Consider the following 25,602-nt stretch of genomic DNA (forward strand, 5'->3'; position numbering starts at 1 on the left):
AACTTTAAGCTGTGGTTTATTGAAATTTGTGTGTGAAAGTTTAGAAATAAATAAAAAAACTGAAGGACTAATAATATAATAAACCTTTAAGTAAAAAGGAATTTATTGTGAATATCTACTCTTTGATGTCAAGAATCTTTGCCGGCATTGCCTTAGTCGCTTTGTTGTATGGCTTTATCATTCCTTCTGTTGGTTTCAATGGAACCTTAGAGCGCATCAAAGATAACAAAGTTGAGGATATACCGTCATATGTTTATCCGCTTTGGAATTTCTATCAAAAAGATAGATATATTAGTGTCAATACTCAAAAAGAAGCAAGAGCTAACTTAAAAAAAATGATTGAAATATCTGAAGAGATAGGAGTCCCATCACTGCCGGTATGGAATTTTTCTTTAGAAGCACCTAATTATCCTAAAAAAGCTTTTCCTTATGGACTTCCTGTATATATTCATTTTGATGGTTTAAGTGGAGAGGTTCATGAAATGAACACTATTAACCATTATGTAGGAATGGCCCCTATGGAAAGAGGAGGGATATACGAAAGTACCCTTGCTCCTTACGCGCTTATTCTCTTGGGGATGATTTTTATGTTTTTTATCACTTATAACAATAAATTTGTCAACCGACTTATGATTATTCCTGTGCTTTTACCTTTTATTTTTTTAGGAATCTATGCCTATTGGCTCTATTGGTTTGGACATAACCTCCATGAGGGAGCTATTACGATTGAACCGTTTACTCCAGTTATTTTAGGAGATGGCAAAGTAGCACAATTTACTACGCACGCCTATCCTGTTATTGGTTTTTGGGTATTAGTAGCTATTAGTATTTTGTCCCTGATAGCGTGGTGGCTAAAATCAAAATCGTTAAAAAAACAACCGTTTAAGAAAACAACAATTTTGCAGCACTCTATTTTCATAGCTACTTTACTGATAGGTATAGGTACAGGTGCATATGTTTTAAAAACAGATATAGAAGTAGATACATTGGCAAAAGTATCTAGTCTAATAGATGCTACAAAAGTTACAATACCAATAACTATAGAAGAACAAGAGCCCACAAAAGAAGAAAAAGAAGTGATTGAACAAAAGAGAGAAAATGAGAGAAAAGAACAAGAGTTAAAGATAAAAACTTTAGAAAAAAGAGCTGGATCTGCTGGAAAATTTAAAGTAAGTTCAATGTATAAAAGTAATTGTGCCCCATGTCATGGAGCTAGTGGAGAGGGGAGTATGGGAAGTAAACTTATTGGTTTAAGCAAAGAGGAGTTGCTAAGAAAATCACTTGAATATAAAGCAAATGAAGAAGAGATGCATATAGCTGTCTTTGGATATTTATCAGATGAGGAATTGGAAAAACTTGCTGAAGAGATAGCCACTTTTGGAGATCAATAAAAACATTATACTCTTTGGTTGAGATGTTTAGATAACAAAGTATAGGAAAAGATATGAAAAGATATTTACAAACAACTTCTAGCGTAGTTTTGGGGCTGTTTTTAATGACGCAAACTTTAGTAGCTCAGTCAGAATTTAAAAAGGTTATGAAAAAACGCGGATTGACTGAAAAAGATGCACTTGCTGCACTAAAAGTTTACAATCCTAGTGGCAAACTTGATGAATATTATGCATTTGTTAGTGGAGGGCAGTCAGGTCAAGTTTTAGTCTATGGTATTCCCTCTATGAGAATTCTAAAATATATCGGAGTTTTTACTCCAGAGCCATGGCAAGGGTATGGTTTTGATACTGATTCAAAAAAAGTTTTGAGACAAGGAAATGTTAGAGGAAGAGAGATAAATTGGGGAGATACACATCATCCTGCACTCTCTGAAACTGATGGTAAATATGATGGAAAACATCTCTTTATAAACGACAAGGCAAATGCCAGAATCGCTGTAATAGATTTAGAATACTTTGAAACTTCGCAAATTGTAGTAAATCCTATCTTTAAATCGAGCCACGGAGGTGCATTTGTCACTCCAAATACGGAGTATATACTTGAATCTTGCCAATATCCGGCTCCTTTTACAAATGACTACTATCCTATGGAAGCCTATGAAGATGTTTATCGAGGTGGAGTAACATTTTGGAAGTTCAACAGAGAGAAAGGGAAGATTTTAAAAGAAGAATCTTTTACTCTTGAATTTCCTCCCTATATGCAAGATTTGACAGATGTAGGCAAGGGTATTTCGGATGGTTGGGCATTTACAAACTCTTTTAACTCAGAACTTTATACGGGAGGAATAGAAAAAGGTCTGCCTCCGTTTGAAGCTGGATGTAGTCGAAATGACACGGATTTTTTACATGTGTATAACTGGAAGAAATTGGCCAAACTTGCAAAAGATAAAAAAAATGTTAAAGTAATCAATGGACACAAAATAATACCTATAGAAGTAGCTGTTAAAAATAATGCACTCTTCTTAATACCTGAAAATAAATCTCCTCACGGACTCGATGTAAGTCCAGATGGTCAACTTATTATTGTCTCTGGTAAGCTAGATACTCATGCATCTGTATTTGATTTTAAGAAAATTTTAAATCAAATAAAAAACAAAGAGTATATTGGAAGAGATACTTATGGTATACCAATATTGGATATGAAAAAATCTTTGCATGGACAGTTGGAGCTTGGGCTTGGGCATCTACATAACTCTTTTGGTAAAGAAGATGGCATAGTCTATAGTTCTTTATATGTAGATTCACAAATTGTAAAGTGGGATTATAAAAAACTCAAACTTATTGATAGAGTAAATGTGCACTATAATGTTGGGCATATTGAAGCTATGGAGGGAAAATCTGCAGACCCTCAGGGAGAATACCTTATATCTCTTAATAAACTTTCTATTGATAGATTCTTACCCGTAGGACCATTACATCCGCAAAACAATCAACTTATAGAAATTGGTGCAAAGAAGATGGAACTTCTTTATGATATGCCTGTTCCACTTGGAGAACCGCATCAAGCCGCTTCTATTCGTGCAAGTAAAATTCATACAAAAGTTAGATACAACATAGGAACCAATTCAAAAACAGGAAAACCTCATATTGGAAAAACGCTTGCTGGAGAAGAGCGGATTGAGAGAAAAGGAAACCATGTATATGTTTACTCTACTATGGTTCGTTCACATATTAATCCTGAGCACATAACGGTCAATAAAGGTGATAAAGTTACTATGTATATAACCAATGTTGAAAGGGCTCAGGATGAGACACATGGATTTACAATTGACCATCATGATATACATGTTTCTACAGAACCAGGCAGGACAGTCCAGATAGATTTTGTGGCAGACATTGAAGGAGTTTTTCCTTACTATTGTACAGAATTTTGTTCTGCTTTACACATAGAGATGCTGGGATATCTTCTAGTTAAAGATCCAAATAAAAACTATGATTGGATACAAAAAACTAAAATAAAAGGCTTGTCTATAGAAGAGTTGCAAAAACAATACCGAAAAATTACAGCCAACAATGAGGCGACTAATAATGTTATTGAATCACTCTTCATTTTTTTTGAAGATAAAGAATATACAAAGTATTCTACGGTTAAAAATCTAGTAGACGATGCAAAAGACCAATATTCAAAAATTGCTCTTGAAAAAGAAAAAGCAATAAAAGCATACAACGAGAAAAATTTTGAAAATGCAATTCTTTTTGAAAATATGATCTGGCAATATATGATTAAAACTGCCGATTCTGCTATTAGGGCTAAAGATCTTCTTGTAGCCCATTTGGCTACACCTAAATCGGAAAAAGCTAAAAAAGGAGAAGAAGCCTTTCGTGAAGGAGGATGCTCGGGATGCCATGTTATTGGAAGAGTCAGTTCTGGTCCAGATTTAATAGGTGTTCTTAAACGACATAGAAACGCAGAACAATGGGTTGCGGAGTATATTAAAAATCCTACAAGCAAGTTTCATGAACCGTATATGAAAAGAATGATAGAGTTTTTTAACCTAAAAATGCCCAATCAGAACATGAAAGATCAAGAGATAAAAGACATAATAGAGTATTTTAAATGGATAGATGAAAACGCTGATTTGTTTTAATAATAGAACCCTCTGGTTAGTTTGCAAACTAGATTCCGTGTCAAGCACGGAATGACAGGATACGTGTCATTCTGAACAAACAAACCGTCATCCTGAACTCTAAAGAAACATTTTTGCATAGCAAAAAGCGATTCTCTTGTTTTGATTAGGGATCTAATTTTATAATTGTTCAGAACACCCAATAAAAATTATTTCCATAAAAGCTTATTTTATAGTAGAATTTTCTCTTATGATTGAGAAAGATTAGGAGATGGGATGCGGGTTGTTTTTTTAGTGTTTATTTTGTTTGCATCACTTGTGGCATCCGATGCAAAGATAAAGTATGAAAAGGTTCTTTTTAATATTGAAAAACACTATTTTAAGCCCTTTAGTAAAGATGAACTTATCTCTAAAAGTATAGATGGACTTTTAAAAAATACACCATATCTCATAAAATCTGAAAAACAAAAAATAAAACAAAAGCTCTACTCATTAAAAAGTGAAGATAAAAAACTTGAACTTTTAGTTGAATATTTGATAAAAAAAGAGCTCTCTAAGGGCGAGATTTATGAGATGCTTATAAGCTCTTGCATGGACTCGCTTGATGCTCACTCTCGCTATCTTGATAAAGAGCAGATGCAAGAGCTAAGGATAAAAACTGAGGGTATTTTTGTTGGATTTGGAATCAGTTTAAGCAAAGTAGAAAACTCCCTTGTTGTAGTAAAAGTTCTAAAAAATTCACCTGCATCTAAAACTGGGATAAAGGTCTCAGATATTGTACTTAAGATTGATGGTGTCGATTGTGAAAAAATCTCGCTAGATAAAGCCATAGAGCTTTTACGTAAAGATGTTGGAGAATTTGTAAATTTAAGCATAAAAAGAGATGACATATATATAAATTTTGAGCTAAAAAGAGAGACTATTAAGATAGAGACTTTAGAGTTTGAGAGACTAAAAAACAAGATACTTTACTTTAAAATATCAAGTTTTGATGCTAATATAGCTGAAAAAATATCTAGTAAAATAAAAGAGTATCAAAACTCTAGTAAAGCCATCATTTTAGATCTTAGAGGAAACCCTGGCGGGCTTGTGTCTCAAGCAGTTGAAGTAGCTGATATGTTCTTAAATAGAGGAAATATTATAACTCAAATCGGTAGAGTTGAGAGTGATAAAAAGTATTTTGATGCTTCAAAACAAAAGACTCTCACAGAGCTACCTTTAGCAGTTTTAGTGGACTCAAATACAGCATCTTCGGCTGAGATTTTAAGCGGAGCTCTGCAAGTCCATCATCGTGCTACACTCTTTGGAGAGAAAACTTTTGGAAAAGGGAGCGTTGAATCGTTATATAGCATTAGCAAAGATGAGTCCTTAAGCCTTACAGTTGCACACTACTTTTTAGCAGATTCAAGCACTATAGAGGGTGTTGGAATTTTGCCAGACTATGAGGTAAACACTCAAATTATTGATGGGAGAGATAAATGTTTAGCTTCAGCAGAAGAATTTCTTAACAATAAAGAGAGCTTTACTAAAAAACACTCCTCACAGACGAGTGGTGTCTGTACAAAAGAAGAGAAGTAGAGATGTTTAAAAGCTTGATGCTTTTTTTGTTTTTACTTCTTTGGTTTTTACTAGCCGAGAGCTCTTCATGCTTAGTTTTTCTCTTCTATCTATTTGTCCTTACCCCTCTTTTAATGCTCTCTCTTATAGAGATGCCACTTATTAAAAAGCTTGCAGTTGCTAGTGCTATTTTTCATGAGAGTAGCTCTCTTTTTAGTATTTTTAAAAGTGTTTGGCTAAATCTTTTCATCTCTTTAATACTTGCTTTTGTAGTAGCAACTTTGATGCTAGTAAGTAGCCTCTACTTTGACGCTTTTATATTTTTTATCTTAGGTTTTGACATCTTAGTGCTATGGGGAATCTACGCAAAAACAAAAAAGTATTTAGCAACTAGAGTTAAAGAGGAGTTTTTGTTTGCAGTCTCAAGAAGATGGAGCATATATATAAATACACTTTTTTTAGTTTTAGTTTTTGTTGTTTATGCTTACTTTAGCACCCCAAGCATCGAGATAAAAACCTTTAACTGCGAGATACTAAACTTTATATCAATAAACCTAAGATACAAAGAACTTCTAGAATATAAGCTTATAAGCACTTCCTTAGAGGCACTAGATTACTCAAAAAACATCTACATTTGGCTATTTTATCTTCTTGTGTCTCAAGGTGTTTTTGCTTGGGGTTACTCAAGATTACTCTTTTGTTTTGAGTCAGTAGATGCCATCTTAAAGACAAAGCAGAGATATAAAAACTACTTCTTGTTTGGTTTTATCTCTACTATAATCTTGCTTTTTATAATCAGCTCAAGCATAAATTATTTATATGAAAAACACCATATCAAGAAATCTCAAGCAAAGATTGACAAGTTTTACAAAGATGTAGATAGAGTGATAGACTCAAAGCTAAACACATCTCTTGAGTTGTTACTTCAAAAGGTAGATGCAGATATAGATAAGCATGTAGATGGAGTCTTTGTAAAAGTCTATGATGGAGTGCCGGGTCTTAGCGCGTACTACTACTCCATCAAAGGTGAATACAGCAGAATCTTTTTAAAAGCTTATAGTCTTTACTGCGGATATAAAAACGATTACTTAGCCCCATACTACAACCAGTATTTACCAAAAAAATTTCAACTAAAAGATTGTAATACTGAGGCTTTAGAAGATGAGATAATGACAAAAATAAACTACTACCTTTTTGATCAAAACGACTTCTCTACAAGAGTAGATGAGGCTTCAAGAGATATAGATAAAAGTATAAAAAAAACAATGCAAGAGTTTCAGAGCCAACTAAGACAAACTGTTAGTTTGCTTGAGATTGAACATGACATAAAGCCAAACTCATTGGAGTTAAACTTTAGAGACATATTTGAAGCAAACTCAAGAGATATGGCAAAAAAAGGACTTAGTGCTACGGGAACCCTGCTTATTAGTGGTGCCATCTCAAAGAGCATAATGAGTAAGATGCTACTAAAGTTTGGAGCAAAAGGAGCCATAAAAGCATCTTCGTTTTTTGGTGCATCTATGGGTGGAATCGCCCTTTGTGCGCCTAGTGGTCCGTGGGCTCTGCTTTGTGGAGTTGTGACTGGGACTGCTAGTTGGGTCGGAGTTGATGCTGCTATGACTGAGGTTGATCAAGCATTTAATGAAGAGGATTTTAAAAAGAGTGTAGTTATGATGATAGATGCACAAAAAAACTCTCTAAAAAACCTTATGAAAGACTCTTACAAAGAGTGGATAAGAAAGGTCTTTAAAGAGTTAAGAGATGATGCAAACAAACTAAAATCTCCATACGAACAGAGTTTTTCTAAGGGTTGATTTCACTTTTGATGATTTTGCTAATTCATTACAACTGATGTTATTGCTAGGTCACACATTTTTTAAATTTTATTGTTTCTATACTCCAAGATTTAACAACTTACCTGAAGTTGGTAATTTTGCATTTTTAAGTGTCTGATAGGCTGATGAAGGTGTGTTATTATCATTTTTACTTAGAATTGAATCTTTAGCAATGCTTTGTCCTGAGAGATAACTACTGTAGTTTTCTTTTGTATGACGATCTATTTCTTTCATTAATGTATCGAACATATCAGGATCATCAAAATGTATATTCATCCCATCTGCTAGATTTGTTACATAATCGGCTCCGAATTTATCTGTTAGATAAGATTCGAAATCTTGTCCAGTTTCTAAAAATTTATAATAAGCTTTTGTAGCATTATATGTAGCTTGATCTGTTCCACCTATAGTTTGTGTGCAAAAAGCTCCAAAAAGCTCACCTACACTAATTTGATCTTTAGATTCACTTGAATTATAATTAGGAGAAATATAGTTTTGATATATACTCTTAATATTTTGAAGATTATCTCCAACAGCAATATTTTCACCAAAAAATGATCTAAAACCTGTTTCAAAAGTATTTTCCGACATACCTTGAATGTCACCAGATATTTTACTTACTTGAAGATATTCTTTTTGTGTTTGTTGTATGCTAATTGGGTTATCAAATAAACTGCCAGTAAATTCAAAACTTCTAGGCATTTTACTAACTTGTTCAATGCTCATACTTCCATCAGAATCAAGAGTGTTTCCAGCTACTTTAGCAAAGAAATCCCAAACTTTACCAAGTGCTTTAACAGGGTCATCGTTTGAACCAACTATTTTAGCATATTGTTCGACAGTATCCATTTGCTGCTTATGGATTTTGATATTATCAGGAATCCCTGCCGCTTTATTAAAATCAGTACTAAAAAAACCGTTTTCATCGACTTTAAATCCCCATTTGGTTGAGATAGTAGCACTATCGCTACTTACAGCTGATAAACTAATCGCATCAGTAGATATTTCAGAAGTCTCTGATCTTTTTTTAACGATAGATGCAGAATAAAGTGAAGATGATGTGACACTAGCTATGGACATAATAAGCTCCTTATATAATGGTAACAAATTTAATAACACTAAAAAAACAAATATTGTTCCATTTATTTTGTTTATATTGGTTAGTTTTTCAAAAGCTTAAATGGATTAAAGGAGTAGTATAGTTACAAAGCGTGCTGGCGAAAGTGATGATTTGTTATGCTTTTTTTAAAGTATCTCATTTTTTTGTTCTTTTAAAAAAGCTAAAAAGATTCGGCTCAAGCTCTTGTATTTAAAGAGCTAAGAGATGATGCTAACAAGCTAAAATCTCCATACGAGCAGAGTTTTTCTTAAGGGTTGATTTCACTTTTTATGATTTTAGCTAACTCATTACATTTTTGAATTTTTTGTTGATAATTTAAGTCATCTCTTAGAAGTATCTCTATAAAAGCACTTCCTACGATAACACCATCGGCACCTTGTGCTTTATCTTTTGCAGTTTTTGCATTTACTCCAAAACCTACATAAATGGGCGTTTTTGAGAACTCTTTTATGGAGTTTATAAAAGGCTGTAAGTCTTCTGCTATCCCTGAACCTGTGATGCCAGCGTATGCTACCATATAGATAAATTTTTGTGCATCGCTTGTTATCTCTTTTATACGCTCTTTAGAGTCTGTTGGTGCTACAAAACTAATATTACTTATAGAGTTTGCTCTAAATAGATCACTGTATTTGAGTGATTCTTCATATGGTAAGTCGGGGATGATAAGTCCACTTACTCCAAGTTTAGATGCAAGTGGTAAAAGTTTGTTCATATCTTGTTGGTAAAAGCTGTTGAAGTAACCCATCCAAAGAGTATCAACTTTTGGGGCTATTATCTGGGATATCTCCAATAATTCTTTAAACTTAAAACCACTCTTTAGCGCTATATGGTTTGCTTTTTCTATAAGAGGACCATCTGCTACTGGGTCTGAAAATGGAACGCCAAGTTCAACCATATCAACTCCATGCTCGCCAAGTGATAGACTTAAATCTACTGTAAATGATTTTTCAGGATAGGTTGTTGTTATATATGCTACTAATTTTTTCAATTTTTTTCCAAATATTTTATTTTTCTAAAGAGGGCAGTTTTAAGAGCTCAAATTTTATGTGAGTTAGCTCATTATCAGCTCTTAAATCCTCTAACCACTGAGCGTATGTGTCACTGATGGCAAGAAGCCAAGAGACGACTTCACTGCTTGCCAACTCCTCAGTCCCTCTTAGTTCTTCTAAGGCATCTTCAACAAAGGCTGAGAGCTTTGACATAGAAGTAATTTTTAGGTAACCTGATGCGGATTTTATATTGTGAAAAACACGGAAAAGTTCATCTACACTTCTCTTATATCTGTTAGGTTTTTCAAGATCCATAATCATAACCTCCATGCTCTCAACCATCATAGTGTAGTGGTCTAGAAACTCATCTACGATTTCAAAATCAAAGTTAGCATCTAACTCACTTCTTACGCCCATAAAGTAATTCTCCTATTTAGTGCAATTGTATCAGTTTTTGGTTAAAATACTTTTATGAATAAAAAAATGACAATTACTTCCATACAAAAAACAAAAGGTGTGCGTCCTTTAGTGATGATAACGGCTTATGATGCACTATTTGCTAGGCTTTTTGAATCAAGTTCAGACATGATTTTAGTAGGAGACAGTCTAAATATGAGCTTTGCTGGCAAAAGTGATACTCTTAGTGCAACAATGGAGCAGATGCTCTACCACACAAACGCAGTTTGTGAGGGAGCAAAGAGTAGCTTTGTGGTGTGTGATATGCCTTTTGGAACTTATGATAACAAAGACGATGCTCTTAAAAATGCTATGAGAGTCTATAAAGAGACACAAGCGGACTCTGTAAAGATAGAAGGCGGAGAGAGTAGAGCTGACATAATCGAGTATCTAACGACTCATGGCATCGCCGTTTGCGGACACATAGGACTTTTGCCACAATCTGTAAGAAGTGAGGGTGGTTATAAAGTAAAAGGAAAAGATAGTATCCAAAGAGAGCATTTGTTAAGAGATGCAAAAGCTGTGCAAAAAGCTGGAGCGTTTTGTATGGTTATAGAGGGTGTAAAAGCTGAGGTGGCAGCTGAAGTGGCCCAGAGTGTTGATATCCCTGTTATTGGCATTGGAGCTGGTACTGGAGTTGATGGTCAGGTTTTGGTTTTCTCAGATATGCTAGGATTGTTTGAAGAGTTTACTCCTAAATTTGTAAAAAAATATATGGATGGTGCATCTTTGATAAGAAGTGCTGTGAAAAACTACGCTGATGAGGTTTTAAAAAAGGAGTTTCCAAAAGAGGAACATACTTACTGATGGTAAAGTTGCTAATGGTAGAGATAGATGGATAGAATAGTGGAAATCGAGACTTTTTCAGCTGAAGAAGATAGTATTGAACGCACTTTGCGTCCCGATGCTTGGAGCGAGTATATAGGTCAAGAGCAGATTAAAAAAAACCTTAGTGTGTTTATAGAGGCCAGCAAAAAACGCCAAGAAGCGCTTGATCATGTCCTCTTTTATGGACCTCCTGGACTTGGTAAAACTACACTAGCACTTATAGTTGCAAATGAGATGCATGCAAACATCAAAGTAACAGCGGCTCCGATGATAGAAAAAAGCGGAGATTTAGCGGCACTTTTAACAAACCTAGAAGAGGGCGATATCCTTTTTATAGATGAGATTCATAGGCTCTCACCTGCAGTTGAAGAGATACTCTACTCATCGATGGAAGACTTTCGTATAGATATCATTATAGGAAGCGGTCCGGCCGCTCAAACTGTAAAGATAGACCTGCCACGGTTTACTCTCATAGGCGCAACGACAAGAGCTGGAATGCTCTCAAACCCTCTTAGAGACAGGTTTGGTATGAGCTTTAGGATGCAGTTTTATAACCCAATAGAGTTAGCCCAAATCATCTCTCAAGCCTCCCTAAAGCTAAACAAAGAAATACTCCATAGTGCGGCCAAAGAGATAGCAAAAAGAAGCAGAGGGACTCCTCGTATAGCACTTCGTCTTTTGCGTCGTGTAAGAGACTTTGCTGAGGTAGCTCACGAAAATGATATAGGACATGAGAGAACTCAATATGCACTAGATGAGCTTGGCATCAACTCTCATGGTTTTGATGAGATGGACTTAAGACTATTAAACCTCTTAGCATCAGCAAATGGAAGAGCTATGGGACTTAGTACAATAGCTGCGGCTTTGAGCGAGGATGAGGGGACAGTTGAAGATGTGCTAGAGCCTTACCTTATAGCAAATGGTTACCTAGAGAGAACTGCAAAGGGCAGAAAAGCTACAAGAAATACTTATGAGATACTAAACTTATCTTTACCACAACAAGATGGAAGTTTGTTTTGAAAATTACACCTACACCTATGAGAGGAATTGAAGAGGAACTTGTTCAAATAGTTTTCTACTGGAAGTGGGACTTTTGGGAACGCAAACAAATGGCGTTCTCCACGATGCGTCCCGCAAAAAAGGCGAGGCTGAAGCCTCACTTCCGAGTTATTTCACAGTCTCAAGGAGACAGATAATAATGAAACCACAGTACTTTGTAGCCATACTTTTTGCTACGTCTCTTTATTGGATGTATCTGCTTTATGCCCCTTTTTTACTTACGATGACTATAGCTGCACTACTAGCAATTTCAACTTCAGATATTCAAGGTTTTTTTTATAAACTCTTTAAAAATCGTCTTGTTGCAGCTCTTGTATCTAGTTTTTTACTAGCAGTTCTATTCTTTGCTCCTCTAGGTTACTTTTTGGCAACTCTTACTATGAAGTTAAAAAACATTGATCCACAAGTTTATCTAGGTCTTGAAGCCTATGTAAAAGAGTTTATCGCAAATCCTCCAAGCTATCTTGCATTTTTAGAACCATATTCCAAAGATATTTTAAAAGAGTGGAATGTAAGTTCATTTGCAACAAAAATCATATCTATGACCGGTACCATAGGTGCTTTTAGTGCAGGGTTTTTAAAGAATGCATTTTTAACTATTATCTTTTATTTTTTTGCTCAATATAACGGTGCATATATAGTAGAGTTTTTAAAGCGAGTAGTTCAGATGTCAGTCCATGAAACAAGTCTTATAGCCAAAGAGATATCCTCAGTTATGAGTGTTGTTTTTTACTCCATCATCATAACTGCTATGTTTGAGGGAGTTTTGTTTGGTTTGGCCGTATCTTTTATAGGATACAATGGACTTCTTTTTGGCATTATGTATGGTTTTGCATCTCTTATACCTGTGGTTGGCGGGATTTTAATGTGGCTTCCATTTATGATTTATGAGTTCTCCATAGGAGAGACATCAAATGCTATTTTTATAGCAATTTACTCCATCTTAGTTATCTCAGTTATCGCAGATACCTTTGTAAAACCACTCATCATAAAAGAGATAAATAACAGACTCTTAAAAGAGGATGATACAAGAATAAATGAGCTTATAATCTTTTTTGCAATCATAGCAGGACTAGCAACATTTGGTTTTTGGGGGATGATACTTGGACCTGCAATTACCGCATTTTTCTTAACTATCTTAAAACTGTTTGAGGCTAGAACAAAAGAGTGTGAAGATTCTTCTAGCTCTTATAAATCTCAGGATAATCATTCTTAAATCTTCTATGTAACCAAAACCAAGGTTTAGGATCTTTTAGTATCTCTTGTGTGAGCCAATCGGTTTGCATCTGAGTTGAGACCCTTATGTCTTGCTCTTCATCATCTGTTTTTGGTGGGATTATCTCATCATAAAACTCTATAACAAAGTTTTCATCATCTATGGCGTGAACAAGGATAGGGATCAAAGCCGCATCAAATTTTCGTGCTAAGTACGCAGTAGTTTTTACTTGGCTTGTTGGTTTACCTAAAAAATCAACTGTGATGGCCTCTTTTTTGTTTACATTTGTATCTATTAAGAGAAGAACGGACTTGTTAGCACGAAGATGTTTTAAGAGGCTTCTTGTCGCACCCTTTTTCTCAACATATTTCATGCGAGATTTTGAGCGAGAACTTAGTAAGTACTTCTCAAAATATTTGTTTTTCATCTTTTTATAGACTGTCATAAATGGTTCACGCAAAGCACCAAGCATAGCCCCTGCTAGTTCCCAAGAGCCATAGTGTCCACTTATAAAAATTATGGGTCTATTTTGTTCTTGTGCTTTTCTTACAACTTCATCATTTTTGAAGCTAACCTTTGTTGCAAGCTCCTCAATGCTATAGTATCTTATCTCCATAGTGTGAAGGAGATTTAACAGTAATTGCCTAAAGGAGGCTTTTGCAATATCTTGTATAAACTCTTCACTAACATCATCTCCATAAACAAACTTTAGATTATCTCTTATAACTTTGTTATATCTTTTTGAGAGCTTAAAGGCAATAAAACTAAGTGCTATAAAAAAAGAGCGTCTAAGTTTTTTTGGAAGAAGCATCAAAATTTTTTCTAAAATTAAAAAAGCGTAAAATCCTATCATATTAATAACTCCCGAGCCTTTTTTGTAATACTTTTTACTTCAATATCTCCTATGGAGAAATCATTTTTGTCTATCTTGTATATATTTACTTTTGAGTGTGATTTTACAAATAGATTTTTAGAAGTTACATATATCATTCTCTTTGTAGTTGGACCAAAAAGAGTTATTGATGGAATATTTTGCGCCCATGCAATGTGGGTTGGACCTGTGTCATTTCCTATAAGAAGATCGACGCTAGAGATAAATGAGACTAACTCAAACAGAGATAATTTTGGTGCAAGTATGGCAGATGAAGAATTTTTGCAAATCCACAAAGCCTCTTCTCTCTCTTTATCATTTCCCCAAATGATATAACAGTTTTGTCCTAGTTCACTACACAGCTCGGCTACCCTTTCTTTTGGATACTTCTTTGACTCCCAGGAGGCACCAATAACTATGGCTATATTTTTTTCCCCACTTTTGTTTAGTGGATAGAGTTGAGTTTCAAAAACTCTCTTTTTTTTGAGTAGCATCAAGTCATTTATCTTAAATCCAAGTCCATCAGAGGCTAAAAAAGTATTTCTTTTTACTATATTTTCATCATACTCTATATAAGAAGTTGTGTTATAAAAAAATCTTGAGAGTGACTCTCTTGAAGAATTTTTATCAAAACCGTGTGTTTTTTTGCCAATGAGTCTTGAAACTATGGCTGATTTTAGTAGTCCTTGCATATCTATGATGATATCAAATTTACCTAAAGAGCAAAGCTTTGAGATAGTTTTAAAAAGTTCTGTAAGACTTTTTGATTTTTTAAGCTCTTTTAGATTTATGGTGTGGACTTTATGCAATAAGGGGTGATTTTGCAGTAGTGGTGCAAAGATCTCTTCTGTTATCCAATCTATCTTTGCATTTGGGTATTTTTGATGAATAAACTGTAGTATGACTGCACTATTTACGATGTCTCCAAGGGCAGAGAGCCGCACTATGGCTATGTGTTTTATATCTTTTTTCATTGGCGCTATTATAGCTAATTTCGCATGATATTTTGTTTTTTAAGCTCCGATATAATCTCTTTTTGCCGATCATAGACATATTCCATCAAGATTGACTCATGTGATTGGGTCTCTTTTAGCTCCACAACTAACTTACAATACTTTTCACTACACTTTACCAAAATAACTTTAGCATCTAGCTTTAGTTTCATATATCCATCTTCAGAACTTCTGATGGGTAGAGTAAATTTTAGTTCAACATCTGTTGAGTTTAGCTCTTGTGCTTGCTTAGAAGTTCTTGTTTTTATAGCTATGGAGTGCATAGAAATATCTAAAATCTCACCACTTAAAGAGCCTTTGTTATTTACGACAGATATAGGCGTTCTTTGAGAGGAGGTGACTCTACTGTTTTTTCTGCTAATTGCACTTCCATCAACAAATCTAAAATTTTTTAAAAGTGCTACTCTTTTTTTTAAGTCGATGAGTTTTACATCTGCTTCTATATCTTTTGTAAAGCTTGCAGATTGAATAACAGTCTTTTTTTCAAAGTTCATAACAGTACCTTGAAGTTGTTCAAAACTAACATATATCTCTTCTTGAGTCTTTTTGATAATCATAGAAGGGTTGTTTATACATAAACCCTTGTAGATATTTAGAAGTTTTATGGGCGTTTTGTTTGTAAATGTGGTTTGTAAAAGTATGTCTATGACTTTTTCATCATCAAGCTCACTATCTAAGTTGATGACTCTGTGTATTTTTTGAGTCTCTATATCTTTGCTTGAAATTTTTTCTTTTGCAATATCTGAAATAATTTTTAGTGCATCATTTAATTCAAAATCATTTACGTCAAAAACATGCAAGCTAACGATGGGTTTAATCTTCTCTTTAGAAGTGTATGCCAATATGTGCTTTTGAATGGCGTTGGCTTTTTGTTTTGTAGCTTCAAAGTCGAGCCCCTCAAAAAGTGCTATGTAGAATTTATCGCTATATTGAGCAAGAAGAGTGCGTTCATCTATATCTAATTTGATTTGCAAAAGTAGATCACCAATAGCCATCTCTATCTCATACTCACTCCAAAATTTACTCAAAGTACTCATATTTTCGATGTTTAAGGTTATGATAGAGCAGGTGCCTGTAGACAAAGGCTTCTTAAGAAGCTTCTCTTTTAGTACTTCTATAAAGTAGATGCGGTTTTTTATAAAGTCAACACTTGTATGTTCTCTCTGCTCATTTTGTGCAGTTGTTTTTTTTAAAAAAATATCTGCTTTTATCTCAGATATAACTTTTGAGGTTTCACTTTTTGGAGTAAAAATATTTTTTACACTTAAAATAAATGCTAGTTGAAATAGCGCTAGATTAGGAGACTCATCTATAAAAAAGTAGATCAAAGAGTTCTTTTTGTTGTTTAGAAGTTTTTTTATGCGCAGAAGTAGAGTTTTTTCTATCTTTTGTATCTCTACAAGATAGACATCTGCATATTTGACTTTATCTATTTTACTTATATCAAGTGCCTCACAAAAGTCAAATGACTTGGCAACATCTGATATCTGTTTAGACGCAGCAGTCTTATAGTAAAGATGGAACAATATAAATACCCCTTAACTTTTTTAAAAAATTATAGCATATGTTTTTAAGTGTCTAATATACTTACAGCAAGATATTTTAATATGATGAAAATTCTACAATTATGAGCATATGTTATGTAGCCTTTGGTATAATTGCAAAAATTTAAACACAAGGCTTGTCAATAGATGGTTGCATCCGATATTCAAGATTTTGCAGAAGGTCGTACTAAAGTAAGAGCCTATCTTTGCTATCTCTTCTCTAAAAATATTCCAAATAAACTCCCCTCGCTCACACAGGAGATGATAGTTCCCCGTCTTTTAAAGATAAAAGCAGATTTACAAAACTGTGAGGGCATCTATCTCTTAGACTATAAAGGGGTTCAGGTATCCCCAACATTTACATCTCAAAAAGAAGAAGAGGAGGATATAGGCAAGATTAGAGCTGATCGTGCCTACTACTATCGTGCAGTAAGGGAGGAGAGATGTACCATAACAGACCCATATCCGTCCCTTATAACTCAGGATTTAACAGTTACAGCATCACAACCTATCTATAATGAAAAGAGTGAACTTCTCTATGTAGCGTGTTTAGACATGCCCCTTAGTGAGGTTTTAAAGATAGCTCAGTTAAACACTTCTGATGCTTTTTTTACAAGACTTTTTAAATACTCTTATGTAATGTTTGCTTTTGCACTAATAGCAGTTGCAATCCTTCTTTTTTCTCATGGTGTTAAGAGCTTTTTTACAAATGAGATAACACTTTCGCATTTAGTTATAGATGATATGTTTAAAGCCACCATTTTACTTACTTTATCTTTGGCTATTTTTGATTTGGCAAAGACTCTTATAGAAGAGGAGATTATGGGGCGAAACAAAGAGCAAGATATCTCAAGGCCACATAAAACTATGGTTAAGTTTTTAGGTTCTATCATCATCGCACTCTCCATTGAAGCCTTGATGTTAGTCTTTAAGTTTGCCATAACAGACCCGCAAATGCTTATGTATGCGATGTTTATTATTGGTGGGGTTGCACTTTTGATAATAAGTTTAGCTGTTTATATAAAATTTACAAAAGCAGTGAGTGAAATATGATAGGAATTGTTGATTATAACATGGGAAATTTAGCAAGTGTTCAAAATGCTTTTTCGATACTTGGAGAAAAAACAGTAGTAGTGTCTAATCCAGATAGGTTTAAGGAGTATGACAAGCTCTTACTACCGGGTGTTGGTGCATTTGGAGATGCGATGCAACATCTAAACCAAAGAGGCATGATTGATGCTTTAAAAGAGTATGCAACAAGTGGAAACTATATGTTTGGCATCTGTTTGGGGATGCAACTGCTCTTTGAGAGTAGTGAAGAGTTTGGGGATAGTAGAGGATTAGGACTTATAAAAGGGGGCGTAAAAGCTTTTAATAAAAGTAGGTTTGAAGAGAATCTAAAAGTCCCTCATATGGGATGGAATAGAGTCTTTACAAAAGAGCATCCACTCTTTACTGGCTTAGATGCAAACCACTACCTATATTTTGTTCACTCATATCATGTTGAGTGTACAAATAAAGAAGATATTATAGGTACTACAAACTATGGCTATGATTTTACATCAGCGGTATCGCATGAAAATATACTAGGCATACAGCCACATCCAGAAAAAAGCCATACAAATGGACTTAAAATTTTGGAAAATTTTATTAAACTCTAAATATATAAAATAAATTAAAGGAAAATTATTGTGACTTTATATCCAGCAATTGATTTAAAAGATGGAAAGGCTGTAAGACTTACAAAAGGACTTATGGATAGTGCTAAAATCTATTCAGATGAGCCTTGGCTTTTAGTTAAGAAGTTTGAAGAGATGGGAGCCAAGTGGGTTCATTTAGTTGATTTAAATGGTGCTTTTGCAGGAGAGCCTAAAAACTTAGAGCAGATTGTAAAGATACGACAAAATTGTAGTGTTAAACTTGAGCTTGGTGGTGGCATCCGCGATGAAGAGACTATCAAAAAGATGTTAGATATTGGGATAGATAGAGTGATCCTTGGTTCAATAGCAGTTAAAAAACCTGAATTTGTAAAAGAGATGGCTGCAAAATATCCCATAGCAGTTGGTATAGATGCTATAGATGGATTTGTAGCAGTTGAGGGCTGGGGAGAGGTAAGCACAATGCGTGCAACTGAACTTGCAAAAGAGTTTGCAAATGCTGGTGTTGAAGCTATAATATGCACAGATGTTGGTAAAGATGGAACACTTAGCGGTGTAAATTTTGAGTTTACACTTGATATTGCAAGAGCTAGTGGCATCAGCACAATTGCTAGTGGTGGTGTAAAAGATGTAGGAGATATTGAGGCATTAATAGCAACTAAAGAAGTTGATGGTGTTATCATAGGAAAAGCTTACTATGAGGGAACTATAGATTTGCCAAAGCTATTTAAAAGCCTCACTTAATAGTAAAAAAACAAAAATTTAGATATTATTTGATTATAAATTTTGCAAAATATATTTTAAAAAAGGATTTCAATTGAAATTACTTGTAGTTGATGATAGTTCTACAATGCGTCGTATTATAAAAAATACTTTAGCTCGCTTGGGATACAAAGATATTCTAGAAGGGGCTGATGGCGTTGAGGGTTGGAGTCAAATGGACTCTAATCCAGATATTGATATGCTAATTACTGACTGGAATATGCCAGAGATGAATGGACTGGAGTTAGTTAAAAAAGTTAGAGCTGATAATCGTTTTAAAGACACACCAATTATCATGGTAACAACAGAGGGTGGTAAGTCAGAGGTTATCACTGCTTTAAAAGCTGGTGTAAATAACTACATCGTAAAACCATTTACTCCTCAAGTACTAAAAGAAAAACTTGGTGCTGTTATGGGGATTGCTGAGTAATGCAAGATTACTACTACGAGTTAGTAGTTAAAGTTTCATCACACAAAGAACTTTTTGCAGACTTTCTCTTAGATACCATCGATGTTGGATTTGAAGAGTCTGAGGACGGTTTTACTATCAGAAGTGAGGATGAACTTGAAACTATTGCTTGGGGATTGGAACAGTTTTGCGAAGCTTTACAAAAGGCTTTAGGTGAGATTATAGAGCTTGAATATAAACATAAAAAACTTAAAAATAGCGACTGGGTTGAACTCTATCAAAAAAGTATAACCCCTATAAAAATCGATAAGTTTTATATACATCCAACATGGGACGCTCAAAACCCAGACCTTATAAACATTGCGATTGACCCAGCTCTTGCTTTTGGAACAGGACATCATCCAACTACGGCTTCATCGCTTAGAGCTATCTCTAAGTATGTAAAAAAAGGTGACACTCTTATAGATATAGGCTGTGGAAGTGGCATACTCGCTATTGGAGCTATTAAGCTTGGCGCTATTGTGGATGCTTGCGATACTGATGCGGTCTCAGTAGAGAACTCAAAAGAGAATGCACAGCTAAACGGAGTTGAATTTGCTAATATTTGGGAAGGTTCGTGCTCGCTAAGTGAAAAAAAATACAACGTAGTTGTAGCAAATATAGTTGCAGATGTACTTACATTTATAGCAAAAGACTTAAAAAATGCTCTTAAGAGTGATGGAGTGCTAATTTTGTCAGGTATCTTAGATAAGTATGAGAACAAGGTTTTAAGCTTTTACAAGGATTGTGATATCTTAGAGAGAATCGCAGAGGGTGAGTGGGTAACGCTTGTCTTAAAAAGAAAATAAAAAAAGAGATAATAATGGCAAACAACAATTCAAACAATAACGATAATAAAAATAACAATTTTTTTAATAATAACCCCCTAATAGCGTTTGCTATTTTTTCAGTAGTCATCATTTTGCTCTTTAAAGCTCTTGTTGGTGATGGTGGAGGACTTGAAGATGCAGGAAATTCAAATAGAAAGACAAAACAAGTAAGTTATTCTGAACTTAAATCTTTAGTTGAGTCAAAGTCACTAAAAGAGGTGAGTATTGGACAAACTTATATAAAAGCAGTAGGAAATGAAGGCACTATATATACGACTAGAATCGTAAAAGGCGATACAAAGCTTGTAGAGCTTCTTGATAAGCAAGGCATAGAATATACTGGATTTAGTGAGACAAACTGGTTTACTGAGATGTTTGGTTGGCTATTTCCTTTTCTTATAATCATAGCTATTTGGATGTTTTTTGCGGGAAGAATGCAAAAAAGTATGGGTGGTGGTCTTTTAGGCATTGGTAACTCTAAAAAGATGGTCAATTCCGAAAAACCCGACACAAAGTTTGATGATGTAGCAGGTGTTGAAGAGGCAAAAGAAGAGGTTCAAGAGATAGTTGACTTTTTAAAATATCCAGCTCGTTATGTAGAGATTGGTGCAAAAATCCCTAAAGGTGTGCTCTTGGTAGGCTCACCTGGTACTGGTAAAACACTTTTAGCTAAAGCTGTAGCTGGAGAAGCTGATGTTCCATTTTTCTCAGTCAGTGGCTCTAGTTTTATAGAGATGTTTGTGGGAGTTGGTGCAGCTCGTGTTCGTGACTTGTTTGAGCAGGCAAAAAAGGATGCACCGAGTATCATTTTTATAGATGAGATAGATGCTATAGGAAAGAGCCGTGCAGCTGGCGGGATGATGGGCGGAAATGATGAGAGAGAGCAGACTCTAAATCAACTTTTAGCAGAGATGGATGGTTTTGGAACAGATACACCTGTTATCATCTTAGCAGCTACAAATAGACCAGAAGTACTTGACCAAGCATTGCTTCGTCCAGGTCGTTTTGATAGACAAGTCTTGGTTGATAAGCCAGATTTTGAAGGACGTATAAAAATCCTAAAAGTACATATGAAAAATGTAAAAATGGATGAAGATGTTGAGGTAGCAGAGGTAGCTCGTCTAACTGCTGGTTTGGCTGGTGCAGATCTAGCAAACATTGTAAATGAAGCCGCACTTTTAGCTGGAAGAAAGAGTCAAAAAACTGTTAAGCAAAAAGATCTATACGAAGCAGTTGAGAGAGCCTTAGCTGGACTTGCTAAAAAATCTCGCAGAATCAATCCTAAAGAGAAAAAAATAGTAGCTTATCATGAGAGTGGTCATGCACTTATGGCTGAGACAACAAAAGGAGCTAAAAAAGTTTCTAAAGTTTCTATAGTTCCTCGTGGACTTGCTGCCTTAGGTTATACTCTAAACAAGCCAGAAGAGGACAAGTTTATGATGCAACGCCATGAATTGTGGGCTGAGGTTGATGTTCTTTTAGGTGGTCGAGCTGCCGAAGAGGTCTTTTTAGGCGAAATATCAACTGGTGCTGGCAATGATCTTGAAAGGGCAACTGACATCGTAAAATCTATGGTTCAAACATATGGAATGAGTGATGTAGCGGGACTTATGGTGCTTGAGAAGAGCAGGCAGTCATTTTTGGGTAGCGGACAACAAGCTACTCGTGAATATAGCGATAAGATGGCCCAAAACATGGATGAGTTTATAAAACTATCTCTAGAAAAGAGATATGAAGAAGTTAAAGCTAGACTACAAGAGTATAAAGATGCCATAGAAGAGATGGTAAAACTTCTTTATAAAAAAGAGAATATCACAGGTGAAGAGGTAAGAGAGATTATTATCAAGTTTGAAAAAGATAATAACATAGACTCAAAAGTAGAAGTTGCAGTTGATGATATAGAAGAAGAGTTAAAAGAGGATGCTAAGATGTCTAAAAATAACATAAATAAAAACAATGAGAATAGTGATGAACAATAATCTCCTACCAATAGCAAAAGAGGGCTTCAACCATATAGGTTTTGCTTTTTTAGCATTTGTTTTTTTTAGCATCTTTGATTTTGAATTTTTTGAATTTCTCGCTTTTGTAATGGTTATTTTTTTACTTTTTGTATATAGAAATCCTGAGAGAATGTCTCCAAACTTTGAAGCAAAGAGCGTAGTCTCTCCTGTAGATGGTACTGTTTTATCTATAGAAGAGTTTGATGATAGTGAATATGCTTATAAGGTGGAGATAAACAGTAATTACTTTGATACCTCATTACTTCGCTCACCGCTTAGTGCTACCATCAAGTCTATAGATATGAAGCATGGTGCTAGGCTCTCAAAAGATTCGTCACTATCAAGAGACTTAAATGAGAGAGTTGAGATAGTTTTTGAAGATAGTTTTAAAAACGTTGTAAAAGTAAAACATATGTTAAAGCAGAGTTTTGATAATATCAAAGTAGATTTAAATGCAAAACAAAAGACTCTTCAAGGGGCTAGGTATGGTCTAATGATAAATGGAGTTACAACTATATATTTACCTCAAAACTTTAGAATAAATCTTAGTATCGGACAAGAAGTTAATGCGTCACAATCATTAGTAGGGTATTTTTCATAATTTTAATTTTTGTTCTTTTTGAAAAAGAAGCTTATCTAGGTCAATATCAAAGTTAAAATACTCAGAAGAAAATCCACTGTCGTCTATCCTTGAAAACTGTATAGCTGCACCTTGATTGTTCTGCACTTCAAGATATAATAGTCCAAGGGCGTATCGACTCTCTGTAAAACTTCCATCTTTCATCTTAGATAGTTCTAGAAGGGCTATGGCATTTGCATGGTGCTCTGCAGCGGTAGATGCAACTGCTCCTAAAAACAGAGTATAAGCATCTCTTACCTTTAAGTCATCTATGAGATGATTATATAGAGTATAAGACTCCTCATAAGCACCATCATAAAGAGATGCAAGAGCTAGGGCTGCTACTATCTCATGTGTGTCGCCTTTAGTTGTCTCTAAGACACGTCTTAGCTGTTTTCTAAGAAAAAATAGTTTACCTGTTATAAGATTTTGCTGAGTGTAGAGATATCTTGTTAGGTATGGACCATAGTATAGATCATTAAAATTAAATTTTTGTACCTTTAGATAGTTTAAAACTTCACTTGCATACTCTTTTGGTTTTAGGTCTATGAAATGTGCACCAATGTATATCATATGTGGGACTATCTCATTTGGTAACAGTAGAGTTAGTTTGTGTGATGCTTTTTTTGCTTTATCTTGGTTGTTTAACTTTAGTGCTATTATGGTATCAAGTGCGAGATAGAGAGGCTTGTTTTCATAATCTTTATCTAGCCAATCCGAGATAGAGAGAATATTATCATCACTGATGGCTAAAAGTATGTTATATAGGTCTAACTCTTCGCTAGGTTCTTCTAACATAATGGAGTCTTTTAGTATAGTAACTAACGTTGTGTTTTCTTTGTTTGTCAGTTGAGCTGTCATTGTAGCATAGATGCCAGAGAGATAGTTTTTTGCATCTAGATGGTAGGAGCGTAAAAAGTGCTCATGTGCTTTGTCAATGTTTCCCATTTGTGCATAAGTTAGAGCTAAGTTGTATTGTAAGATGGAGTGTTTTGGCTGGATTTGTGCTAATCTTTGAAGCTCTTCATTTGCGTCTCTTAGTTTGAAGTCCATCGCATCTTTTATAGCTTTTACTATTCCTTGATTTACACTCGATGAGGAGGCACTCCTTTGTAGATACTCCTTTGCACTTGAGATATTGTCTATATATATATTTGCATTTCCTTTTTGGATGTTGCTAATAGTCTGATCAGCATTAAAAATCTTGTATGGAGAGAAGTAAAATATTTTAAGATAGGTAAACTCTTTAGAGTTTCTGAGTTTATTTCTATACCTAATCTGAGCTTTAAGTGGATCAAAAAGAGACTCTTTAAGCTCAACTCTGAGAGGATAAGGCTTATAAACTTCCTCTGGGAACATATCTGTGATGTTTTTTAACTGCTTGCCCGCTGTGTTTATGCGACCAGCTTTTAAGTTTATATAGACCTGTGCAATAGATGCTTTTACTGGTTCTATATTTCTTATGATGGCTTCTTCTAAGTGCTTTAGTGCTAGAGTTAAATCTCCGATTCTTGCATAAAGCAGAGCTATACTAAAAGAGTCATCAGCATCAAAATCCTCCTCCATAGCCTCTATAGCTTTGTCGTTGTTAGAAAAAAGAGCGTTTATCTTTGCTCTTAGATGTTTTTGAGTCGTAGCGTATTCGTTACTAGTTGGATTCTCTAGAGCACTTAGAGCCTCTAAGTAATTGTTCTTATAGTAGTTTATAAGTGCATAGTAGTAGGAGTATTGGTCAGAATTTTTTTCTCTTGGAAGATAAGCATAAGCTAAATCTATATAGTATTCAAAGCTCTCTTTATCTTTTAGATGTAAAGAGCAAACTGCCGCATTGATGGCACTTACACATCTCTTTTCATCATTTACTATAGCCTTTTTGAAAGTTTGCAAAGCCAAGTTATAAGCTCCATCTTTTAGTTGAGCTACCCCGAGATTATAAACAGAGATAGCCTCGCTATACATCGCAATTTTTTCATATAAAAATAGAGCTTCATCTTTTGAACCAGTTGAGTATAAATAGTTCGCTTTTGCAATCATATTTTCAAGCTTTGTAGTCTCTATGGGTTGTATTGTTTTTTCTTTAAGCTTAGTTTCAATAGGGTCAAAAGAGAGACTCTTCTCAACTTTAGATGGTCTTAGTATAAAAAAAAGTGTAATTGCTGTGATAAGAATGATTATAAGAGCACCAACTGCTAAAATGATAATCTTTTGTTTTTGTGAAGCTTTAAGTCCATCAGACTCTTCTTCTTGAACAATTTTCGACTCTACTTGGGCAGCATCATCTTCTTCAATAATAATAATATCATCAAAATTCTCAGCCATCACCTACCCTGTTTTAATACTTTGTGTAGCAAAAATAGTACCATAATCTTTAGTGAAAAAAGTATTTATAAAATTGAGTGCTCTGAACAATTATTAAGGTAGATCCTGAATCAAGTTCAGGATGACGGTTTGTTTGTTCAGGATGACGGTTTGTTTGTTCAGGATGACGGTTTGTTTGTTCAGGATGACGGTTTGTTTGTTCAGGGTGACGGTTTGTTTGTTCAGGATGACAGTTTGTTTGTTCAGGATGACAGTTTGTTTGTTCAGGTTGACAGTTTGTTTGTTCAGGTTGATGCGTGCCCGTCATTCCGTGCTTGACACGGAATCTATTTTTTTGGATTAATCAGAGGGTTCAATTATATTATTTATAGAGATTTATCTTTAGTTTATTGCTTTTACTTGTGCTGCCTTTATCCATAATTTTAACAATGTAGGTGGATTACTTATAAGAGTTAACCTT

General features: G+C 34.7%; 22 protein-coding genes. 14 read left to right on the top strand and 8 right to left on the bottom strand.

Annotation, left to right across the window (positions count from 1 at the left end):
* The first annotated feature begins 107 nt into the window (after window positions 1-107).
* The 4 genes from M947_RS23800 to M947_RS15270 all read left to right on the top strand — a co-directional run bounded on the left by M947_RS23800 (window position 108) and on the right by M947_RS15270 (window position 7,389).
* Window positions 108-1,391, top strand: coding sequence for a c-type cytochrome (locus M947_RS23800; protein ID WP_021286923.1), 1,284 nt, complete (start codon window positions 108-110; stop codon window positions 1,389-1,391).
* A 53-nt stretch (window positions 1,392-1,444) separates the two neighbouring features.
* The gene (gene nosZ, locus M947_RS15260) at window positions 1,445-4,039 is read left to right on the top strand and encodes a Sec-dependent nitrous-oxide reductase (protein WP_021286924.1); all 2,595 of its coding nucleotides are present in this window, start codon (window positions 1,445-1,447) and stop codon (window positions 4,037-4,039) included.
* A gap of 255 nt (window positions 4,040-4,294) precedes the next feature.
* Window positions 4,295-5,596: a S41 family peptidase gene (locus M947_RS15265; RefSeq protein ID WP_021286925.1), complete on the top strand. Its 1,302-nt coding sequence runs from the start codon at window positions 4,295-4,297 to the stop codon at window positions 5,594-5,596.
* A 2-nt stretch (window positions 5,597-5,598) separates the two neighbouring features.
* Window positions 5,599-7,389, top strand: coding sequence for a hypothetical protein (locus M947_RS15270; protein WP_021286926.1), 1,791 nt, complete (start codon window positions 5,599-5,601; stop codon window positions 7,387-7,389).
* A gap of 78 nt (window positions 7,390-7,467) precedes the next feature.
* Here M947_RS15270 and M947_RS15275 read toward each other — a convergent pair whose 3' ends face one another.
* The 3 genes from M947_RS15275 to M947_RS15285 all read right to left on the bottom strand — a co-directional run bounded on the left by M947_RS15275 (window position 7,468) and on the right by M947_RS15285 (window position 9,936).
* Window positions 7,468-8,490 carry a hypothetical protein gene (locus M947_RS15275; RefSeq protein WP_021286927.1) on the bottom strand — a complete coding sequence of 341 codons (1,023 nt, stop codon included), beginning with the start codon at window positions 8,488-8,490 and terminating at the stop codon, window positions 7,468-7,470.
* Between the two features lie 287 nt (window positions 8,491-8,777).
* Window positions 8,778-9,518, bottom strand: coding sequence for a tryptophan synthase subunit alpha (gene trpA / locus M947_RS15280; RefSeq protein WP_021286928.1), 741 nt, complete (start codon window positions 9,516-9,518; stop codon window positions 8,778-8,780).
* A 16-nt stretch (window positions 9,519-9,534) separates the two neighbouring features.
* Window positions 9,535-9,936 carry an Hpt domain-containing protein gene (locus M947_RS15285; RefSeq protein WP_021286929.1) on the bottom strand — a complete coding sequence of 134 codons (402 nt, stop codon included), beginning with the start codon at window positions 9,934-9,936 and terminating at the stop codon, window positions 9,535-9,537.
* Between the two features lie 54 nt (window positions 9,937-9,990).
* On the opposite strand from M947_RS15285, the gene panB reads away from it, so the two are divergent.
* The 3 genes from panB (at window position 9,991) to M947_RS15305 (ending at window position 13,078) form a co-directional block, all read left to right on the top strand.
* Window positions 9,991-10,782, top strand: coding sequence for a 3-methyl-2-oxobutanoate hydroxymethyltransferase (gene panB / locus M947_RS15290; protein ID WP_031347863.1), 792 nt, complete (start codon window positions 9,991-9,993; stop codon window positions 10,780-10,782).
* A gap of 27 nt (window positions 10,783-10,809) precedes the next feature.
* Window positions 10,810-11,823: a Holliday junction branch migration DNA helicase RuvB gene (gene ruvB / locus M947_RS15295; RefSeq protein WP_021286931.1), complete on the top strand. Its 1,014-nt coding sequence runs from the start codon at window positions 10,810-10,812 to the stop codon at window positions 11,821-11,823.
* Window positions 11,824-12,001: 178 nt separating this feature from the next.
* Window positions 12,002-13,078, top strand: coding sequence for an AI-2E family transporter (locus M947_RS15305; protein ID WP_021286933.1), 1,077 nt, complete (start codon window positions 12,002-12,004; stop codon window positions 13,076-13,078).
* Here M947_RS15305 and M947_RS15310 read toward each other — a convergent pair.
* The 3 genes from M947_RS15310 to M947_RS15320 are packed head-to-tail and all read right to left on the bottom strand — an operon-like array spanning window position 13,044 to window position 16,488.
* A complete protein-coding gene (locus tag M947_RS15310; protein WP_021286934.1) occupies window positions 13,044-13,931 on the bottom strand; it encodes a lipid A biosynthesis lauroyl acyltransferase in 888 nt (295 codons plus the stop codon). The two genes, M947_RS15305 and M947_RS15310, sit on opposite strands and share 35 nt — an antisense overlap.
* On the bottom strand, window positions 13,928-14,923 hold the full coding sequence (gene waaC, locus M947_RS15315) for a lipopolysaccharide heptosyltransferase I (protein ID WP_021286935.1): 996 nt from the start codon (window positions 14,921-14,923) through the stop codon (window positions 13,928-13,930). Before waaC ends, M947_RS15310 begins: the two co-directional genes overlap by 4 nt.
* 14 nt (window positions 14,924-14,937) lie before the next feature.
* The gene (locus M947_RS15320) at window positions 14,938-16,488 is read right to left on the bottom strand and encodes a PilZ domain-containing protein (protein WP_021286936.1); all 1,551 of its coding nucleotides are present in this window, start codon (window positions 16,486-16,488) and stop codon (window positions 14,938-14,940) included.
* Window positions 16,489-16,653: 165 nt separating this feature from the next.
* Here M947_RS15320 and M947_RS15325 point away from each other — a divergent pair, with 165 nt between their 5' ends.
* The 7 genes from M947_RS15325 to M947_RS15355 all read left to right on the top strand — a co-directional run bounded on the left by M947_RS15325 (window position 16,654) and on the right by M947_RS15355 (window position 22,805).
* A complete protein-coding gene (locus M947_RS15325; protein ID WP_021286937.1) occupies window positions 16,654-17,559 on the top strand; it encodes a PDC sensor domain-containing protein in 906 nt (301 codons plus the stop codon).
* Entirely contained in the window at window positions 17,556-18,167 is a 612-nt protein-coding gene (gene hisH / locus M947_RS15330; protein ID WP_021286938.1) for an imidazole glycerol phosphate synthase subunit HisH, read from the top strand. Before M947_RS15325 ends, hisH begins: the two co-directional genes overlap by 4 nt.
* A 30-nt stretch (window positions 18,168-18,197) precedes the next feature.
* A complete protein-coding gene (hisA, locus tag M947_RS15335; RefSeq protein ID WP_021286939.1) occupies window positions 18,198-18,908 on the top strand; it encodes a 1-(5-phosphoribosyl)-5-[(5-phosphoribosylamino)methylideneamino]imidazole-4-carboxamide isomerase in 711 nt (236 codons plus the stop codon).
* 73 nt (window positions 18,909-18,981) lie between these two features.
* A complete protein-coding gene (locus tag M947_RS15340) occupies window positions 18,982-19,356 on the top strand; it encodes a chemotaxis response regulator CheY (protein ID WP_021286940.1) in 375 nt (124 codons plus the stop codon).
* Window positions 19,356-20,183, top strand: coding sequence for a 50S ribosomal protein L11 methyltransferase (locus tag M947_RS15345; protein WP_021286941.1), 828 nt, complete (start codon window positions 19,356-19,358; stop codon window positions 20,181-20,183). Before M947_RS15340 ends, M947_RS15345 begins: the two co-directional genes overlap by 1 nt.
* A 14-nt stretch (window positions 20,184-20,197) precedes the next feature.
* Complete coding sequence (ftsH, locus tag M947_RS15350) at window positions 20,198-22,183, top strand: ATP-dependent zinc metalloprotease FtsH (RefSeq protein WP_031347865.1); 1,986 nt, start codon at window positions 20,198-20,200, stop codon at window positions 22,181-22,183.
* The gene (locus M947_RS15355; RefSeq protein WP_021286943.1) at window positions 22,173-22,805 is read left to right on the top strand and encodes a phosphatidylserine decarboxylase; all 633 of its coding nucleotides are present in this window, start codon (window positions 22,173-22,175) and stop codon (window positions 22,803-22,805) included. The genes ftsH and M947_RS15355 overlap by 11 nt, the downstream gene beginning before the upstream one ends.
* On the opposite strand, the gene M947_RS15360 is transcribed toward M947_RS15355, so the two are convergent.
* Together M947_RS15360 and M947_RS23480 are read right to left on the bottom strand one after the other, a co-directional pair.
* Window positions 22,800-25,142, bottom strand: a complete 2,343-nt coding sequence (locus M947_RS15360; RefSeq protein WP_021286944.1) for a tetratricopeptide repeat protein — start codon at window positions 25,140-25,142, stop codon at window positions 22,800-22,802. The genes M947_RS15355 and M947_RS15360 overlap by 6 nt on opposite strands.
* Window positions 25,143-25,191: 49 nt before the next feature.
* A complete protein-coding gene (locus tag M947_RS23480) occupies window positions 25,192-25,449 on the bottom strand; it encodes a hypothetical protein (RefSeq protein WP_156022365.1) in 258 nt (85 codons plus the stop codon).
* Between the last annotated feature and the right edge of the window lie 153 nt (window positions 25,450-25,602).

Origin of the sequence: Sulfurimonas hongkongensis (assembly GCF_000445475.1) — a bacterium.
Classification (GTDB): domain Bacteria; phylum Campylobacterota; class Campylobacteria; order Campylobacterales; family Sulfurimonadaceae; genus Sulfurimonas; species Sulfurimonas hongkongensis.

Bases quoted from the DNA above. Each gene is read 5' to 3' on its own strand.
- nosZ (WP_021286924.1), top strand. From the start codon at position 1,445: ATGAAAAGATATTTACAAACAACTTCTAGCGTAGTTTTGGGGCTGTTT.
- M947_RS15265 (WP_021286925.1), top strand. From the start codon at position 4,295: ATGCGGGTTGTTTTTTTAGTGTTTATTTTGTTTGCATCACTTGTGGCA.
- M947_RS15270 (WP_021286926.1), top strand. From the start codon at position 5,599: ATGTTTAAAAGCTTGATGCTTTTTTTGTTTTTACTTCTTTGGTTTTTA.
- M947_RS15275 (WP_021286927.1), bottom strand. From the start codon at position 8,490: ATGTCCATAGCTAGTGTCACATCATCTTCACTTTATTCTGCATCTATC.
- M947_RS15285 (WP_021286929.1), bottom strand. From the start codon at position 9,936: ATGGGCGTAAGAAGTGAGTTAGATGCTAACTTTGATTTTGAAATCGTA.
- panB (WP_031347863.1), top strand. From the start codon at position 9,991: ATGAATAAAAAAATGACAATTACTTCCATACAAAAAACAAAAGGTGTG.
- ruvB (WP_021286931.1), top strand. From the start codon at position 10,810: ATGGATAGAATAGTGGAAATCGAGACTTTTTCAGCTGAAGAAGATAGT.
- M947_RS15305 (WP_021286933.1), top strand. From the start codon at position 12,002: ATGAAACCACAGTACTTTGTAGCCATACTTTTTGCTACGTCTCTTTAT.
- M947_RS15310 (WP_021286934.1), bottom strand. From the start codon at position 13,931: ATGATAGGATTTTACGCTTTTTTAATTTTAGAAAAAATTTTGATGCTT.
- waaC (WP_021286935.1), bottom strand. From the start codon at position 14,923: ATGAAAAAAGATATAAAACACATAGCCATAGTGCGGCTCTCTGCCCTT.
- M947_RS15325 (WP_021286937.1), top strand. From the start codon at position 16,654: ATGGTTGCATCCGATATTCAAGATTTTGCAGAAGGTCGTACTAAAGTA.
- hisH (WP_021286938.1), top strand. From the start codon at position 17,556: ATGATAGGAATTGTTGATTATAACATGGGAAATTTAGCAAGTGTTCAA.
- M947_RS15345 (WP_021286941.1), top strand. From the start codon at position 19,356: ATGCAAGATTACTACTACGAGTTAGTAGTTAAAGTTTCATCACACAAA.
- ftsH (WP_031347865.1), top strand. From the start codon at position 20,198: ATGGCAAACAACAATTCAAACAATAACGATAATAAAAATAACAATTTT.
- M947_RS15355 (WP_021286943.1), top strand. From the start codon at position 22,173: ATGAACAATAATCTCCTACCAATAGCAAAAGAGGGCTTCAACCATATA.
- M947_RS15360 (WP_021286944.1), bottom strand. From the start codon at position 25,142: ATGGCTGAGAATTTTGATGATATTATTATTATTGAAGAAGATGATGCT.
- M947_RS23480 (WP_156022365.1), bottom strand. From the start codon at position 25,449: ATGACGGGCACGCATCAACCTGAACAAACAAACTGTCAACCTGAACAA.